Raw genomic sequence first — 15890 nt, 5'->3', positions numbered from 1 at the left:
CTTCGAGAGGGGCAGGCCCGCTTCGGGTCTGCCCCTCTTGTCGTGTTTCAGCCGCAGGTGTCCTTCAGGACGCGCAAGGTGTTGTCCCAGCCGAGCTTGCGCAGGTCGGCGTCGGACCAGCCGCGGCCGCGCAACTCGTCGAACAGCACCGGGTACGTCGACACGTCGTGCAGGCCCTCCGGCAGCACCTCGGTGCCGTCGAAGTCGCCGCCGAGCCCCACCGCGCCGATGCCGGCGACGTCACGCACGTGCTCCACGTGATCGGCGACGTCCCGCACGCTCGACGGCGGGCACGGATTGGCCGCGATCCACGCCCGCTGCAGTCGCTCGAACTCCGCCGAGCCGTACTCGGCCGGGATGGTGTCCTCCACCCGGTACAGCTCGTCGCCCCACTGCCGGCAGGCCTCGTTGAGGAAGAACGGCACGAACGTCACCATCACCACGCCGCCGGTGTCGCGGACGCGGGCCAGGACGTCGTCGGGGACGTTGCGCGGGTGGTCGCACAGCGCCCGCGCGGAGGAGTGCGAGAAGAACGCGGGCGCCGTGGACACGTCCAGCGCCGCGTGCATCGTCGACGGCGCCACGTGCGAGAGGTCGGCCATCATCCCGAGCCGGTTGAGCTCGCGGACGACCTCCACGCCGAACGCCGACAGCCCGCCGACGCGGGGCTCGTCGGTCGCGCTGTCCGCCCAGGCGGTGTTCCTGCCATGGGTGAGGGTGAGGTACCGCACGCCCAGCCGGTACAGGCTGCGCAGCACGCCGAGCGAGTCGTCGAGGCAGTGCCCGCCCTCCGCGCCCAGCAGCGACGCGATCCGTCCGCTGTCGGCGATCCGCTGGACGTCGCCGGCCGTGGTCGCGAGGGCGAGGTCGCCGGGGTTCGCCTCGATCAGCCGGTGGACCAGGTCGATCTGTTCGAGCACCTTCACGGTCGCGGCGGACTGGGGGTCGCCGCCGGGGACGTACACGGACCAGAACTGCGCCCGTACGCCACCGCTTCTGAGCCGTGGGATGTCGGTGTGCAGGTCCTCCGCGCGCATCCGCATGCGCCAGGCCAGGTCGTTGTGGCCGTCGATGACGGGTATCGCACCACTCATCCCACCGACTGTAGGGATGAAATGTGGATTTTGCCCGCATCATGTGAAGCCTCCTCATATGGTGGGAGCGGCCTACACGAGGGGGAAAGCCATGGGCAAGTCAAAGAAGAACAGCAACTTCGACAGCCGCGGCATGCACCGCAGCGAGGACGACCTCGGCTACATGGACCCGGACCTTTCCGACGACATGACCATCACTCCGGACGCGGACGTCGCGGGCCAGTCGGCGACCGCGAACACGGCCACCATGCAGGCGAAGAAGCTCCAGCAGGAGCAGCAGACCAGCCTGCAGGACAAGCGCGCCAACCAGCCCGACCGCTGAGCGTCCTGGTTTGCTTCCCGGCTTCCGGCCGGTTTTTAAGACGGCATCGGCCGCCCGTGGCATGACGGGGGATCACGAGGCGTGCCGATGCGACGTGTGCGGGGCAGGACCGTGGCGAACCCATGGCCTGCCCTTCATGCGTTCACAGCTGCTTCGTGTAGATCCAGAAGATCCGTTCGAGCCGCGCGCCGACCGTCTTCGAGTAGAACGCGATCGGTCCCGCCCAGCCGATCTGCGCCGTACGGTGCCCGTCGGCGACCTGGTCCGCGAGGCAGCGCCGCAGCAGCACCCGCCCGACCCCGAGCCCTTCTGCTGATGGGGCGGTGCCCATCGGGCCGAACCAGCTGGGGCGGTTGGCGCCGTACGCCGCGAAGCCCAGGATCTCGCCGTCCCGCACGGCCACCCAGCAGCCGGCACCGTCACGCCCCAGCGACTGCGCGACCTCCCAGGCCCAGCCGTTGCCCCAGATCCCGCGCACCCACTCCGGCGTGCCGGGCCCGGCACGCATCACCTTGACCCCGGCGCCGTCCAGCCGCTCCTCGTCGGCTGTGGCCGCCGGGCTGGTCCGGGTCAGGTCCGCGGTCATGTTCCAGGCGGTGTCCGTGCGCTCATACCCGGCCGCCTGCGCGAGACATACCGCCGGCGTGTACCGCACGTCGATGCCCGGCCACACGTAGCACGGCGGGTTGCCGCCGATCCGGACCCGCTGCGCGCCGAGATCTGCCAGCCGCCGCTCCGCCGCCGCCAGCAACGCCCTGCCGATGCCTTTCCGCTTTTGATCGGGCCGCACGGCGAGCAGCTCGACGTGCCCGAGGAGCGGATCGGCGTCGCTGATCGAACCGAGCACCACGCCGGCCACCGCACCGTCCGCATCCAGCTCCGCGAGACGCACCGTGACCCGCCCTTCAGGCGGCGCCGCCAACCGCCGCACCAGCGCCCCGGCCTCTACGGCGTCCTCCGGCAGCTCCAACGCCTCCGCACACAGCCGAACCACCTCACGCTCATCCACCCGATCAACGATCATTTGGTAAAGATACCTAACTGTTAGCGTCCCCTGGCGCACCTTTGATCATTGGCAACGTGGCTCTCGCCGCCCTCTGGCGCACGCCCGTCTCCGTGACCACAGGGAAGTGATAAGAGTCGATGGCTGACCCGGGCGATGCCACGTCTTGGACCGCGTCCGTGACAAGCGTGCCCATTGTCGGTCGCTCGAAGCTTTGATGATCACCGAATGGCGGACTGCGGATCTGCAGCACCCGTGCGCCGGAACGGCGGCTCACCCGGACGTGGCGACTCGGGCAGCGGACAGAGCTGTCGGCGGCGGCCGGGTGGCGGACCAGTTGCCCGACGGCTGGGCGGGTGGCAGCCAGTGGTGGTGTGGGGCGGTGGGCCGCAGTCAGTGATGTCGCCGGCCGAGTCCTGATCCGGGCGTGGATCGAGGGATCGGCGGCCCGCGTGGCTGATGGCGCCCCCGCGACGGTGGTCCGGGTCATCGTGGGCGGAGTCGTGGTTCGGGTGGTCCCGTCGGCGGAGGGTCGTGGTCGCGGTGGTGGTGGCGGGTAGCGGCCGTGGGCGAAGTCGCGGGTCGCGGTGGCGGATTGGGGTCGTAGGCGAAGTGGGTGGTCGTGGTCGGAGTGGAGACTCTGGGTCCCAGAGGCGGTCGTGGCCGCGGTGGTGAGTAGCGATCAGGGGCGATAAGCCATGGGCGGCGCGGCGACGCTGGGGGCAATCGGGTGCGCAGGTTGGGAGCAGGGGCGACGAGCCGCACGTGGTGTGGTGGGGCGGGCGGCTGCGATCGGGTGCGAGGGTCGGGGCAGGCGCCGTCGGCCGGAGGCTATGAGCCGGAGGTCGGCCGCATATGGAGTGGCGGGGACACCGGTGCCGGCGGGCGCTCGCTTGGTCGCGGCGCACGAGGACACCGTGCGGGACGTGATCCACCGGTTCAACGAGATCGGGCCGCTGCGCCGGTTCGCCATGGCCAATCGAACTACCCCAACGACACTGTCCTGGCCCGCGACCCGCACGACCACTCACGTCGCCGCAACGCCAACGCCCGCCGCCTCGACGTCCTGGCCGGCCAACGCCGCGAACGCGCCCGTATCCGCAGCGAACGCCAACAACGCTGGGCCGACCCATGCCGGCCCGGGCCGCTTGAGGTCAGCCCGTCGTGTCGAAATGCGCCGAATCGTACGGCCGCCGGCCAACCGTGCAGTGGTAGCAGTGCTCGACCACGCCGTCGGCGTTGTACCACTCATGATCGCCGCAGTCGGTCGTCCCTTTGCCCGCAACGCCTCGATCGATCAGGGACCACGGCAGGTGCCGCCGAAGCCGCGTCCGCCACCGACCACGGCCCAGGTCGCTCATCTGCACAAGCTATGACGACTTCCCTCCGCCACACATCCAATATCAACCCGCAAAACGTAGGGGGATAACGGGGTGGGTCAGGGGGTGGGGCGGGCGGCGGTGGCGGCGGTGACGGCGGCCAAAGCGTCGACGAGGCCGGCGCCGGCGGTGTCCTGGGGGCCGCAGGGTGAGGTGGAGGTGTTGACGGGCTGCGTGGTGTGGAGGAGGAGGTCGCGGGTCTGGTCGATGTGGCCGATGAGGGCGGGGTTGGCGGCCCACATGAGGGCGACGACGCCCGCGACGTGGGGGGTGGCCATGGAGGTGCCGCTCAGGGCGCCGTAGCCGCCGCCGGGCAGGGCGGAGACGATGGCGGCGCCGGGGGCCATGAGGTCGGGTTTGGGGAGGTTGCCGGGGGCGGGGCCGCGGCTGGAGAAGGAGGCGACCTTCGAGGCCCTGGTGACGGCGCCGACGGTGAAGGTGGCGGCGTAGTTGGCGGGTGGGTCGGTGATGGTGGCGCAGGACGGGCCGGTGTTGCCGGCGGCGGCAACGAAGAAGATGCCGGCGGCGGCGAAGACGTCGACGGCCTGCTCCAGGGAGCGGGTGTCGCAGCCTTCGACGGCGGGGCAGCCCCAGGAGTTGGTGAGGATCTGGGGCGCGCGCTGGGGCATGCCGGCGTGCATGGGGTCGGCGCCGGCGGGATAGGGCGCGAGCATGAACTGCATGCAGCTGAGGTAGTTGGCCATGCTGCCCAGGTTGCGGGGGAGGTTGGCGCAGGCAACCCACTGCGCGCCGGGGGCGACGCCGACGCCGGCGCCGACCGCGGTGGCCAGGGTGTGGGTGCCGTGGCCGCTGGTGTCGACGGGGACGGCCGAGTGGCCGAACGGGTCGAGCCAGGAGTCGTCGGCGCCGCGGAACGAGGCCCGCAGGGCGGGGTGGGTGCCGTCGACGCCGGAGTCGGAGCTGCCCACGACGATGCCGCGGCCGGTGGTGAACTGGGACCAGACCTGGTCGGCCTTGATGAGCGTCAGATTCCACGGCGGCTCGGCCGGAGCGGGGGACCTGTCGTCGAGCGACGGGGACGGCGTGACGGGCAGCGGGCGCAGGTGCGGGTTGAGCAGGACCCGGTCGACGTCGGAGCGGCCCTCCAGCCACTGCCGGGCGAGCGGGCCGGCGTCCACCTCGATGCCGTTGACCAGGTAGAAGGGTGTGAAATCGAGGCCCTTGGCGCGCAGCGCGCTGCGCAGCGACGCCTGGGAGCGCTCGGCGGTGCCGACCAGCCGCTCATAGGTCTGGCGGATGCGGGTGGTGCGGTCGGGCACGTCGCGCAGGCCGCCCAGGTCGGCCTGCTCCTTCATGATCACGAAGAGGTGCTCGCCGTGGAAGCCGGGCTGGCCCAGGGTCGTGTAGACGACCGTGCCGGCCGCCGCGACGACGACGGCGGCCAGGGCCGCGAACCTGGGTCGCCACCGGAGCCTGCCGGTCGCGGGCACGATGACCGCGCCGGCCAGCAGCGCCAGGGCGAGGCCGGCCACCGCGCCGACCAACGACCAGAACGCGACGTCGCGCAGGCCGAGCAGCAGCGTCGTCCGTCCGGGTCGACCAGCGCGAGCGGGCCGAACAGGGCGGGCGCCAGCAGGCCGGCACCGCGGGGCGGCCCCGGCGAGCCAGCGCGGCCAGCGCGAACGCCAGTGGCGGCACGGAGATCAGCGCGAACAGCTGCACCGCGGGCTCGCCGACGCCGGCGACCAGGGTGACCAGGCCGACCCCCGCGGTCAGGCCGCCGATCGCCGTGCCGCCCCACATGCTGCGCACCGTCGCGCCGAGCGCGATGAGCGCCGAGACCGGGCGGGCCGCGAGCCAGGCCACCGCCACCGCGGCCAGCGCGGCCAGGACCGTCTCCACCTGGCCGCCGAACGCGCCGACCCACAGCCACGGCAGCAGCGCGACCAGCCCGACGGTCAGGGACAGCCACAGCAACCAGCGGTCGGACCGCTCCGCCCGGCCCCGGACGGCCCGGTGCACGAGCGCGGCGAGCGCCGCCGCCAGGGCGAGCACCGCCAGATAGACCTCGTGATAGGTGTCCGGGATGAGACGGGCGGTGCCCAGCAGGCCGCCGAACAGGGCGGTGATCGACCACTGCAGGCCGGCCACCCGCGCGAACGGCACGGAGGACAGCCGTCCGAGCAGGATCGCCGGCACCGCGACGAAGACGGCGGCGAGCCAGCCGAGCACCGCCCAGGCCCACCGTGGGAGGTCGGACCCCAGTGCCAGCAGGCCCTCACCGACCAGCCAGCCCGCGCCGTGGACCGCGACCGTGATCGCCGCCGCCCACAGGCCGAGGACGATGGTCAATCCCAGCGCCCAACCCCGTGATCGAACCATGGCCGCACTCTACGACCCGGCTGTGACAGTTTCGGATGAGCTGGAGGGGCAAACTGAGGGGCATGACGGAGACGGTCGACGCGGTGGTCATCGGTGCCGGGCACAACGGTCTGGTCGCCGCCAACATGCTCGCCGACGCCGGCTGGGACGTCGTCGTCCTGGAGGGCACGGACCACGTCGGCGGCGCGGTCCGCTCGGCGCAGATCACCGCGCCCGGGTTCCTCAGCGACCTGTGCAGCGCGTTCTATCCGCTCGGCGCCGGGTCGCCACCGCTGCTCGCGCTCGACCTCGAAGCGCACGGGCTGCGGTGGACGCACGCGCCCGAGGTCGTCGCGCACCTGTTCCCGGACGGGCGCGCGGCGGTGCTCAGCCGTGAGCTGGATCTCACGGCCGAGTCACTGGAGCGGTTCGCACCTGGCGACGGTTCACGGTGGCGGCAGGTGTACGGCCAATGGCGCCGACTCTCGGCGGACCTCCTCCCGTCGCTGCTCACCCCGTTCCCCCCGATCCGCGCCGGCGTGCGGCTGGCCGCGCACGCGGGGCTCGGCGACGCGCTGCGCCTCGCCCGCAGGTTCCTGATCCCGGCCAGGGTCCTCGGCGAGGAGCTCTTCGAGGGCGACGGCGCCCGGCTGCTGCTCACCGGCCTGGCCCTGCACACCGACCTGGCCCCCGACGACGCGGCCAGCGGCGGGTTCGGCTGGCTGCTCGCCATGCTCGGCCAGCAGTACGGGTTCCCGGTGCCCGTCGGCGGCGCGCAGCAGATCACCGACGCCCTGGTCCGCCGGTTCACCCCGAACGGCGCGGTGCGCACCCGCGCCATGGTCGACCGGGTGATCGTCGGCGGCGGGCGGGCCCTGGGCGTCAGGTGCGCCGACGGCCGCCTCTTCCGCGCCCGCAGGGCGGTGCTCGCCGATGTGCCGGCGCCCACCCTGTACCGGAGCCTGATCCTGAAAGAACACCTGCCGACCCGGCTGCTGCGGGACCTGGAGGGTTTCCGATGGGACAACGCCACGCTGAAGATCGACTGGGCGCTGTCCGCGCCGGCGCCGTGGCTGTCGCCCGACGTGGCCGGCGCGGGGACGATCCACCTCGGCGCGGACCCGCAGCGCTACGCCGCCGACCTGGCCGCCGGCCGGGCGCCGCAGGACCCGTTCCTGCTCGTCGGGCAGATGACGACGGCCGACCCGACCCGCTCGCCGGCCGGCACCGAGACGCTGTGGGCGTACACCCACCTGCCACGACCCGCGAAACCCGGCGAGGTCGACGCGGAGATGGTGCGCACCCAGGTCGCCCGGGTCGAGGATGCGATGCGCCGGCACGCACCGGGCTTCGACGACCTGGTGCTCGGCCGGCACGTCAGCGGCCCCGCCGAGCTGGTCGCGGAGAACCCGAGCCTGGTCGACGGCGCGATCAACGGGGGCACGGCGGCGGCGTACCAGCAACTGCTCTGGCGCCCGGTGACCGGTCTCGGACGCGCCGACACGCCCGTCGACCGGCTGTTCCTGGCCAGTTCCAGTGCCCATCCGGGTGGCGGCGTGCACGGCGCCGCCGGTGCCAACGCGGCCCGGGCGGCAATTGCCAGGCACCGCCCGCTGCTCGGCGACGTCTACGCGGCGGGTGTCGGAAAGGCGATGCGCGCCCTCTACGAAGGAGACTGAGCGCGGCGCTCCGCGAGGTCGGCCAGGCGGCTCAACGCCTCCTCGTTGCGGTAGTGCAGCAGCACGTTGCCGATCCTGTTGCGGACCCCGACGAGCGGCCCGTCGGTGAACTGCTCCTGCATGCTCACCCGGGTCGCCTGCTCGTCCAGCGCGTCGAGCGTGAACCGCACCTCGCCCGCACCGAGCGGCCACAGATGCACCTTGAGCAGCAGCATCCTGCCCTGCTCGCACTCCAGCGACTCGCTGCGGTCCTTGATCGACATCGGCCATGGGCCGGCCTTGTGGTGCAGCCACGAGCCCGGCCGGGGCCACGACGCGTCGACGTCGCGGATGTGCGCGGTGCCGACGACCCAGTCGCTGTATGACCACCCGTCGGCCAGGACGGCGAAGACCCGGTCGGCGGGCGCGCTGACGATACGTTCGGTGAGGGACACGCTGGTGTGATTCCCCCACCGCCTCATCCCACACAAACTCGTGACGACCGCGGCTACGGTGATGAGGTGCGCCGTGAACCCTCCACGTCCCGATTCGAGGCCAGCCGCCTGTCGCCGCACCGCCGCGCGCAGGACGTCGCCAGGCTGCGCCGCGAGCGCTTCGACGTCCTGATCATCGGCGGCGGGGTCACCGGCGCCGGTGCCGCCCTCGACGCCGCCTCCCGCGGGCTGTCCGTCGCCCTCGTCGAGGCCCGCGACCTGGCCTCGGGGACCTCCAGCCGGTCCTCGAAGCTGATCCACGGCGGCCTGCGGTACCTGGAGCAGCTCGAGTTCGGCCTGGTCGCCGAGGCCCTCCAGGAGCGCGGGCTGCTCGCCACCCGCCTCGCGCCCCACCTGGTCCGGCCGGTGCCGATCCTGGTGCCGCTGCCCGCGCACCGGGGGCTGACCGGCGCCGTGCACCGCGTGTGGCAGCGGGCCTACTACGGCGCCGGCGTCGGCCTGTACGACGCGTTCGCCACCGCCGCCCAGCTGCGCGGGTCCGCGCCCCGCGGGATGCCGCTGCACCGGCACCTGTCGCGCACCGAGACCCACCGGCGCTTCCCGTCGCTGCGCGAGGACGCGATCAGCGGCGCCATCCAGTACTTCGACGGCCAGGTCGACGACGCCCGCCTGGTCGCCACCCTCGCGCGCACCGCCGCCAGCCTGGGCGCGGCGATCGTGCCCAGCGCCCGCGCGGTCGGGCTGCTCCGCGACGCGCGCGAGGTCACCGGCGTGCGCGTGCGCGACCTGGAGTCCCGCGAGGAGTTCGAGGTCCACGCCCGCACCGTCGTGGCCGCCACCGGCGTGTGGATGGACGACATCGCCGGGCTGCTCTCCAACGGCGGCCCGCGCGAGTCGGCAGGCATGCAGGTGCGTGCCAGCAAGGGCGTCCACCTGGTGGTGCCCCGCTCCGCGATCACCGGCGAGGCCGGGCTGATCCTGCGCACCCAGACCTCCGTGCTGTTCGTCATCCCGTGGGGCGGGCACTGGATCATCGGCACCACCGACACCGACTGGCACCTCGACCGCGGGCACCCGGCGGCGTCGGCGACCGACATCTCCTACCTGCTGGGGCAGGTCAACGAGGTCCTCGACCGGCCGCTGACCACCGAGGACATCGAAGGCGTCTACGCCGGCCTGCGCCCCCTGCTGTCCCGCGAGGCCCGCCAGCGGCAGCCGCACACCCGGGACGAGCAGACCTCCGCGCTGTCGCGGACCCACGCCGTCGTCGAGCCGATGCTGGGACTGATGCTGATCGCGGGCGGGAAGTACACCACGTACCGGGTGATGGCGGCCGACGTCATCGACCGCGTCGCGCACCGCCTCGGCGGCCTGCGCCGGCACGGCGGCCTGGTCCCCGCCTCCCGCACCGCCGACCTGCCGCTGCTCGGCGCCGACGGCTACCACTCGCTGTGGACCAACCGCGCCGACCTGGCCCGCCGGCACGGGATCTCGGTCGGCGTCCTGGAGCACCTGCTGGAGCGCTACGGCTCGCTCGCCTTCGACGTGCTGGCCCTCGACCCCGCGCTGCGCCGGCCGCTGCCGGGCGCCCCGGAATACCTGGCGGCGGAGGTGGCGTACGCGGCCCTCGCCGAGGGTGCCCTGCACCTGGAGGACGTGCTGACCCGCCGGACCCGCATCTCGTTCGAGACCGACCACCGTGGCGCCGCCTCGGCCGCCGAGACGGCGCAGATCATGGGGGCGGTGCTGGGCTGGGACGCGGCGACCAGGTCCAGAGAGGTCGATCACTACCTGGCGCGGGTGGCGGCGGAGCAGGAGTCGCAGCGGATGCCGGACGACCTGACGGCCGACGCCGCCCGCCTGGGTGCGCCGGACGTGCGCGGCTTCCAGCCCGACCGCACGTCCATCTCGTAACGCTGTTCGCGTCACGGACAGCGGCCCGTTGCCGATGCCCCTTACCGTGGGGGCATGGACGGTCGTCTCGTGGCGCTGGGCATCGCGATCGTGTTCGTGCTGGTGGCGGCCGCCGGGACAGTGGTCTGGCGCCGGCGGGCCGCCGCGCGGCAACTGAGCCGGGAAGAGGTGCTGAGCCGGGCCAGGCTCGCCGGCCGGCAGATGACGATCCAGAGCCGCACCGCGCGGCGGGGCGGCCGCCGCGGCACGACCAGCGACGGCAGCAACGACACCTACTACGGCAGCGTCAGCGACTCGGGCGGCATGCCGTAACCACCGGAAACCGCCGAAAGAGCCGTGGGGCCCGGCTGAAGATCGGCCGGGTCCCTCGAGGCTCACTTCCAGCGCTTGGCGGACCAGGTGCTGGAGCTCCAGTAGTGGCCGCTCCAGTAGTGCCCGGACCAGGTCCCGCCGGACCAGTAGTGGCCCGACCAGGTGTCGTCGTACCAGGCCTCGTCGGCCCAGCTCTGCCCGGACCACGTCGCCGGGGCCCAGGTCTTCGACGCCCAGGAGGTGCCGGTCCAGGCGTCGCCGGCCATGCGGCGGCCCATCCAGACGCCGCCGTTCCAGGCGGTGAGGTTGCGGGTCTCCTGCGCCCAGACGGCCGCGTTGAACCCGCCGAAGATGTCGAACTCGCCGATCAGCTGCTGGTTGTCGTGCACGACGTGGTTGCTGCCGCGGGCGGACTCGAGCGAGCCGACGCCCGCCGACGTGCCGGCGCCCTGGACGGCGGTCGGGGTGGCGGCCTTGACCGCGGCGGCGAGGTTGAGCTCGCCGCCGCCGCCGGGCAGCGCCGTCGCGGTGCCCTTCAGCAGGGCCTTGACCTGGTCAGGGGTGAGGGCGGGGCGCTTCTGCAGGAGCAGGGCGATGGCACCGGCGGCGACCGCCGCGGCCTGGGAGCTGCCGCTGCCGCGGAAGAACCTGTCGCCGACGCGGGCGCCGGGGTAGGTCTGGTCGAGGTAGGAGCCCGGGTCGCGCAGCGACACGATCTGCTCGCCGGGGTGCGAGCAGGTCCAGGTTGCGCACGGTGCCGCGGGAGTTGAACGCCGACGCGGTGTCGTCGGAGCTGGTGACGGTGTTGTTCACCGAGGCGGAGCCGACGGACAGCACGGACGGGTCGTTGGCCGGGTTGGTGAGCGTTGCGACGGTGCCGGTGTTGCCGCCGGCCGCGACGACGACCACGCCGTTGCGCCAGGCGTTCTCGACGGCGAAGTTCAGCGGGTCGTAGAACGTGGACTGGGTGCTGTCGGTGCCGTACCTGCGACGACAGTCCTGTGAGCTGCCACCAGTGCTCCTTCCTGGGGTCCGGCCCGATCGGTACCGGCCCACCAAACATGCAGGACCGTTTACGGATGGTCACGTCCCGACGACGCAACGAGATCTTCGGCGGCGACGAACCACCACCGGGTGGACACCGGACGGTCAAAAGCTGCTGAACACCTCAGCGGCGCCCCCGCAAGGCCGATCAAGTTGACAATGAACGTGCAGGGCGGTCCGGCACCGGTGACGATGGATCCAGTCACCGGTGCTCATTCGCGTGCCGCGCTGGACGTCGCCCTGCACGACGTCGCGGGGTGCAGCCTGCTGCTGTTCGACGTCGACCATTTCAAGACGGTCAACGACGCCTTCGGCCACCTCCGCGGCGACCTGCTGCTGCGCCAGCTCGCCGACCGGATCGCCGAGCTCATCCGTACCGACGACGTGCTGTTCCGCTACGGCGGCGACGAGTTCGTGCTGCTGCTGCCGAACACCGCGGCCGACGAGGCGCTGCGCCTCGCGATCCGGCTGACGGACGAGATCCGCGCCCGGGAGTTCGCCGGGACGCCGCCGCTGTACCTGTCGATCAGCCTCGGCGTGGCGACCAGCCCCGTCGACGGCACCGATGGCGAGACCCTGATCGCGGTCGCGGACCGCCGCAACTACCTCGCCAAGCGCCGCGGGCGCGGGCAGGCGGTCGGCGACGACGTCGAGGCGTCCACCGCGGCCGGCTCCTCGCGCCTCTGGGAGCGCGACGCGGCGCTGAGCGCCACGCAGGAGTTCCTCACCCGGGTCGCAGCCGGGGGGCACGCCGCCCTGCGCGTCGCCGGCCCTCCCGGCGCCGGGCACACGCGGTTTCTCCGTGAAGTCGCCCAGATCGCCCGTTTGCGCGGTTTTCCGGCGGTACTGGCGGCAGACCGCGCTCCCGGCTGCATCCTGCTCGCCGACGTGGGCGACCCGCTGCCGGAGCTCGGCGACGCGGCCGCGATCGTCTACGCCACCACGAACCTCCAGGACGACGACCCGCGCCGGACCGGGCTGCGGGAAGCCGTCGTCGAGCTGACCCCGTGGTCGCCGGCGACGCTGCGCATCTGGCTGCGCATCGCCCTGGCCGGCGAGCCCAGCGGCGCCCTGGTCGACCGGCTGGTCGAGCGCTCCGGCGGGCTGCCGGCGCGGGCGGAGGCCGAGCTCGGCCGGCTGCGCGCGCAGGGCGAGCTGATCGGCTCGCCGGACGGGACGTGGACCGTCAAGCCGCCGAAGGCGAAACGGCGGCGCAGCAGGCTGCCGGTACCGATGACGAAACTCGTCGGCAGGGACCGGGAGACCGCGAAGGTCGCCGCGCTGGTCCGCGACGGGCGCCTGGTCACCCTGGTCGGGCCGGGCGGCATCGGCAAGACCCGGCTGTCCCTGGCGGCCGCGACCGTGCTCGCCGACGACTTCCCCGGCGGCGCCGTGTTCGTCCCCTTGGCCGACAGCACCGACGCCGAACTGATGACGGCGGCCCTCGCCCGGGCGCTGCACGTCAGCGAACTGCCCGACCAGAACCTGTTCGACACCGTGCTGGACCAGCTCGAGGAGTCCGAGCTGCTGCTGGTGCTGGACAACTTCGAGCAGGTCGTCGACGACGGAGCCGCCCTGGTCAGCGACCTGCTCGCGGCGGCGCCGGGGGTCCGGGCGCTGGTCACCAGCCGGGAGCGGCTCTCGCTCTACGGCGAGCAGGTGTACCAGGTACCGACGCTCGCCGACTCACCCGCGGTGACGCTGTTCGAGCAGCGGGCCCGCGCCGTCGACGCCGACTTCGAGATCACCATCGACACCGCGCTGCCGGTCGCGGCGCTGTGCCGCCGCCTCGACGGCCTGCCGCTCGCGATCGAGCTGGCCGCCGCCCGCATCGACCGCTGGACCCCGGACGAGCTGCTCAACCACCTCACCGAGCACCTCGACCGGGACCTCGACTCGCTCGGCGGCGCGGGGCCGCGGGACCTGCCGGCGCGGCAGCAGACCCTGCGCGGGGCGATCGACTGGAGCTTCGTCCTGCTGGACGCCGAGGAGCAGCGGCTGCTGACGGAGCTGTCGGTGTTCGCCGGCGGCTGGACCGCGGCGGCCGCGCTCGCCGTGACCCTGCCCGGCGGCGACCTCGACCTGCTGGTGAAGCGGCTGTCCGGGCTGGTCGACAAGCACCTGGTGGTCCGCGACGAGGACGACGGCCGGTACCGGCTGCTGTCGACGATCCGCTCCTACGCCCGGCACCGGCTCGGTGACGCGGTCGAGCCCCTCGACCGGCACGCGGACTTCTACGCGGCGTTCGCGGAGGCGTCGGCGGCCGGGCTGTCCGGCCCGGAGCAGGTCGAATGGACCGGACGGGTCGAGACGGACTACCAGAACGTCCGGGCCGCCTTCGCCCACGCCGGTGTCGCCACCAAGACCCGCATCTGCCTGGGACTGTGGCGGTACTGGCGCAACGGCGCCCACATCAACGAGGGGCGGGACTGGCTCTCGACGCTGCTGGCGGCGCCCGGGCTGGAGGACGGCGCCCTGGCGCGGCTGCTGCACGCCGCCGCGATCCTCGCCGCGACCCAGGACGAGCACGAGGAGGCGCTGCGCTTCGGCGCGTCGGCGCTGCGGAAGGCGACGGCCGCCGGGGACCGCGCGACCGTCGGCCACGCGCACAACGCGATGGGGATCGCGGCGATCGGCGGCGGCGACCACGAGGCCGCGACCGGGCACTTCGGGCACAGCCTGGCCATCTGGCGGGAGCTGGACGTGCCGCAGGGCGTCGCCGCGTCCCTGGGCAACCTCAGCAAGGTGGCACTGTCGCGGGGCGAGATCGCCGAGGCCGAGGGGTACGCCACCGAATGCCTGGCGCTGGAGCGCGCCGCCGGCAACACCCGGGGCATCCAGCTCGCCCTGGAGTGCCTCGGCCAGATCATGCTCGCCCGCGGCGACGTCGGCGCGGCCCGCGAGGCGCTCGACGAGAGCCTCACGCTCAGCCGGCAGATCGGCGACGCGTTCGGCGCCGCGATGGCCCAGCACCAGCTCGGTCTCGCCGCCCGGCTGGAGGGCGACCGGGTCGAGGCGCTGCGGCTGCTGGTGACCGCGCTGATCACCCGGCACGAGGTCGGCGACCGGCTGGACCTGGCGATCTCCCTGGACGTGGTCGCGGCGCTGGTCGCGGCCGACGACCCGGCCCACGCGGCGCGGCTGATCGGGGCGGCGGACGACCTGCGGGCCCGGCACCGGCTCGCGGAGCCACCGGACGCGCAGACGTTGCGCTCGGTGACGCTGCCGCTGCTGCTGGACCATCAGCGGGACCGGGCCGCGGGCCGGGCGGTGAGCATCGAGCACATCGTCGAGGCCCTAAAGTCGTTCTATGGTGTCGTTGGCTGAATGGCAGCGCCTGTTCCCCGCGGACTCGTCGGCCGGGGCTTCCCTGATCGAGCGCTGGTCGGAGCCGCACCGGCGCTACCACACCCTGGACCACCTGGCATTCATGCTCCGCGTGATCGATTCGCACGCCGCGGTTGCCGACGACGCTGACGCGGTGCGGCTGGCGGCGTGGTTCCACGACGCGGTCTACGAGCCGTTCGCGCCGGACAACGAGGAGCAGAGCGCAGCGCTCGCCTCGAGCGTCCTGACGGATCTGGGCGTCGACGCGGATCGCGTGGCCGAGGTGGTCCGGCTGGTGCGCCTGACGGCGGGCCACACGGTCGAGGACGGTGATCGCAACGGCGCCCTGCTCGCGGACGCCGACCTCGCGATTCTCGCCGCGCCGCCGGCCGACTATGCCCGTTATGCGGCGGCGGTACGTGAGGAGTATGCGGCCGTGCCCGAGGACGCCTTCCGCGCCGGGCGGGCCCAGATCCTCGGGCAGTTCCTGGCGAATCCGGACCTGTTCCGGGCGGTGCCGGCGCGGGCGGAGTGGACCGCCCGCGCTCACGACAACCTGCGCGCCGAGATCACGACGCTTCTGGGTGCTCCGTGACGTTCTGCAGGTACAGCGGCTCACCCAGCTTCTCGATGAGCGCGAGCTGCGTCTCCAGGTAGTCGACGTGGTGCTCCTCGTCGGCGAGGATCTCCTCGAAGATGTTCGCCGAGGTCACGTCGCCGATCGAGCGCATGTATTCGATGCCGCGGCGCAGCCGGTCGACGGCCTCGACCTCGACCTGCATGTCGCACTTGAACTGCTCCGGGACGGTCTCGCCGATCCGCAGCGCGAAGAGGCGCTGGTAGTTGGGCAGAGCCTCCAGGAACAGGATCCGGTCGGTCAGCACCTCGGCGTGCTTCATCTCGTCGATCGACTCGTGCCGGGTGTGTTTCGCCAGGATCGTGTATCCCCAGTTCTCCTGCATCTTCGCGTGTAGGAAGTACTGGTTGATCGCCGTGAGCTCGGCGGTCAGTTGCTCGTTGAGAAATTCAATGACTCGTGCATCCCCCTGCATGTGGGCAG

14 protein-coding genes and 2 pseudogenes are annotated in these 15890 nt (G+C 72.8%); 7 read left to right on the top strand and 9 right to left on the bottom strand.

Annotated features, from left to right (window positions below; translation table 11 throughout):
- Positions 1-47: 47 nt before the first annotated feature.
- Positions 48-1094, bottom strand: coding sequence for a dipeptidase (locus OHA72_RS05230; protein ID WP_327006704.1), 1047 nt, complete (start codon positions 1092-1094; stop codon positions 48-50).
- Between the two features lie 91 nt (positions 1095-1185).
- Here OHA72_RS05230 and OHA72_RS05225 point away from each other — a divergent pair, with 91 nt between their 5' ends.
- Positions 1186-1416, top strand: coding sequence for a hypothetical protein (locus OHA72_RS05225; RefSeq protein ID WP_327006703.1), 231 nt, complete (start codon positions 1186-1188; stop codon positions 1414-1416).
- Between the two features lie 142 nt (positions 1417-1558).
- On the opposite strand, the gene OHA72_RS05220 is transcribed toward OHA72_RS05225, so the two are convergent.
- Complete coding sequence (locus OHA72_RS05220) at positions 1559-2440, bottom strand: GNAT family N-acetyltransferase (RefSeq protein WP_327006702.1); 882 nt, start codon at positions 2438-2440, stop codon at positions 1559-1561.
- A gap of 923 nt (positions 2441-3363) precedes the next feature.
- Between OHA72_RS05220 and OHA72_RS05215 the strand changes: the two are divergent.
- Positions 3364-3551 (top strand): annotated as a pseudogene (locus OHA72_RS05215) (IS630 family transposase); the annotation flags it as partial.
- 22 nt (positions 3552-3573) lie between these two features.
- Here OHA72_RS05215 and OHA72_RS05210 read toward each other — a convergent pair.
- The 3 genes from OHA72_RS05210 to OHA72_RS05200 all read right to left on the bottom strand — a co-directional run bounded on the left by OHA72_RS05210 (position 3574) and on the right by OHA72_RS05200 (position 6141).
- On the bottom strand, positions 3574-3780 hold the full coding sequence (locus tag OHA72_RS05210) for a hypothetical protein (RefSeq protein ID WP_327011988.1): 207 nt from the start codon (positions 3778-3780) through the stop codon (positions 3574-3576).
- 77 nt (positions 3781-3857) lie between these two features.
- Entirely contained in the window at positions 3858-5114 is a 1257-nt protein-coding gene (locus OHA72_RS05205; protein WP_327011471.1) for a S8 family serine peptidase, read from the bottom strand.
- Positions 5041-6141, bottom strand: a complete 1101-nt coding sequence (locus OHA72_RS05200) for a hypothetical protein (protein ID WP_327006701.1) — start codon at positions 6139-6141, stop codon at positions 5041-5043. The genes OHA72_RS05205 and OHA72_RS05200 overlap by 74 nt, the downstream gene beginning before the upstream one ends.
- Positions 6142-6203: 62 nt before the next feature.
- Between OHA72_RS05200 and OHA72_RS05195 the strand changes: the two genes are divergently transcribed.
- Complete coding sequence (locus OHA72_RS05195; protein ID WP_327006700.1) at positions 6204-7799, top strand: phytoene desaturase family protein; 1596 nt, start codon at positions 6204-6206, stop codon at positions 7797-7799.
- Here the strand turns inward: OHA72_RS05195 and OHA72_RS05190 are convergent.
- Positions 7784-8233: an SRPBCC family protein gene (locus OHA72_RS05190; protein ID WP_327006699.1), complete on the bottom strand. Its 450-nt coding sequence runs from the start codon at positions 8231-8233 to the stop codon at positions 7784-7786. The two genes, OHA72_RS05195 and OHA72_RS05190, sit on opposite strands and share 16 nt — an antisense overlap.
- A gap of 66 nt (positions 8234-8299) precedes the next feature.
- Here OHA72_RS05190 and OHA72_RS05185 point away from each other — a divergent pair, with 66 nt between their 5' ends.
- Together OHA72_RS05185 and OHA72_RS05180 are read left to right on the top strand one after the other, a co-directional pair.
- On the top strand, positions 8300-10147 hold the full coding sequence (locus tag OHA72_RS05185; protein ID WP_327006698.1) for a glycerol-3-phosphate dehydrogenase/oxidase: 1848 nt from the start codon (positions 8300-8302) through the stop codon (positions 10145-10147).
- A 54-nt stretch (positions 10148-10201) separates the two neighbouring features.
- On the top strand, positions 10202-10459 hold the full coding sequence (locus OHA72_RS05180; protein WP_327006697.1) for a hypothetical protein: 258 nt from the start codon (positions 10202-10204) through the stop codon (positions 10457-10459).
- Positions 10460-10521: 62 nt separating this feature from the next.
- Here OHA72_RS05180 and OHA72_RS05175 read toward each other — a convergent pair whose 3' ends face one another.
- Positions 10522-11172: a S8 family serine peptidase gene (locus OHA72_RS05175; protein WP_327006696.1), complete on the bottom strand. Its 651-nt coding sequence runs from the start codon at positions 11170-11172 to the stop codon at positions 10522-10524.
- 73 nt (positions 11173-11245) lie between these two features.
- Positions 11246-11368, bottom strand: a pseudogene (locus tag OHA72_RS64535) (hypothetical protein); the annotation flags it as partial.
- 294 nt (positions 11369-11662) lie between these two features.
- Here OHA72_RS64535 and OHA72_RS05165 point away from each other — a divergent pair.
- Entirely contained in the window at positions 11663-14830 is a 3168-nt protein-coding gene (locus OHA72_RS05165; protein WP_327006694.1) for a diguanylate cyclase, read from the top strand.
- Positions 14814-15425 carry an HD domain-containing protein gene (locus OHA72_RS05160; RefSeq protein ID WP_327006693.1) on the top strand — a complete coding sequence of 204 codons (612 nt, stop codon included), beginning with the start codon at positions 14814-14816 and terminating at the stop codon, positions 15423-15425. The genes OHA72_RS05165 and OHA72_RS05160 overlap by 17 nt, the downstream gene beginning before the upstream one ends.
- Here OHA72_RS05160 and bfr read toward each other — a convergent pair.
- Positions 15400-15882 (bottom strand): bacterioferritin, encoded by a 483-nt coding sequence (gene bfr / locus OHA72_RS05155; protein WP_327006692.1) that lies wholly within the window; start codon positions 15880-15882, stop codon positions 15400-15402. The two genes, OHA72_RS05160 and bfr, sit on opposite strands and share 26 nt — an antisense overlap.
- Between the last annotated feature and the right edge of the window lie 8 nt (positions 15883-15890).

Origin of the sequence: Dactylosporangium sp. NBC_01737, from assembly GCF_035963215.1 — a bacterium.
Classification (GTDB): Bacteria; Actinomycetota; Actinomycetes; order Mycobacteriales; family Micromonosporaceae; genus Dactylosporangium.
The sequence above is the reverse complement of the archived record's forward strand: the minus strand, read 5'-3'. Positions and strand labels throughout refer to the sequence as shown.

Bases quoted from the DNA above. Each gene is read 5' to 3' on its own strand.
- OHA72_RS05230 (WP_327006704.1), bottom strand. From the start codon at position 1,094: ATGAGTGGTGCGATACCCGTCATCGACGGCCACAACGACCTGGCCTGG.
- bfr (WP_327006692.1), bottom strand. From the start codon at position 15,882: ATGCAGGGGGATGCACGAGTCATTGAATTTCTCAACGAGCAACTGACC.
- OHA72_RS05160 (WP_327006693.1), top strand. From the start codon at position 14,814: ATGGTGTCGTTGGCTGAATGGCAGCGCCTGTTCCCCGCGGACTCGTCG.
- OHA72_RS05210 (WP_327011988.1), bottom strand. From the start codon at position 3,780: ATGAGCGACCTGGGCCGTGGTCGGTGGCGGACGCGGCTTCGGCGGCAC.
- OHA72_RS05165 (WP_327006694.1), top strand. From the start codon at position 11,663: ATGAACGTGCAGGGCGGTCCGGCACCGGTGACGATGGATCCAGTCACC.
- OHA72_RS05195 (WP_327006700.1), top strand. From the start codon at position 6,204: ATGACGGAGACGGTCGACGCGGTGGTCATCGGTGCCGGGCACAACGGT.
- OHA72_RS05205 (WP_327011471.1), bottom strand. From the start codon at position 5,114: ATGAAGGAGCAGGCCGACCTGGGCGGCCTGCGCGACGTGCCCGACCGC.
- OHA72_RS05180 (WP_327006697.1), top strand. From the start codon at position 10,202: ATGGACGGTCGTCTCGTGGCGCTGGGCATCGCGATCGTGTTCGTGCTG.
- OHA72_RS05200 (WP_327006701.1), bottom strand. From the start codon at position 6,141: ATGGTTCGATCACGGGGTTGGGCGCTGGGATTGACCATCGTCCTCGGC.
- OHA72_RS05220 (WP_327006702.1), bottom strand. From the start codon at position 2,440: ATGATCGTTGATCGGGTGGATGAGCGTGAGGTGGTTCGGCTGTGTGCG.
- OHA72_RS05225 (WP_327006703.1), top strand. From the start codon at position 1,186: ATGGGCAAGTCAAAGAAGAACAGCAACTTCGACAGCCGCGGCATGCAC.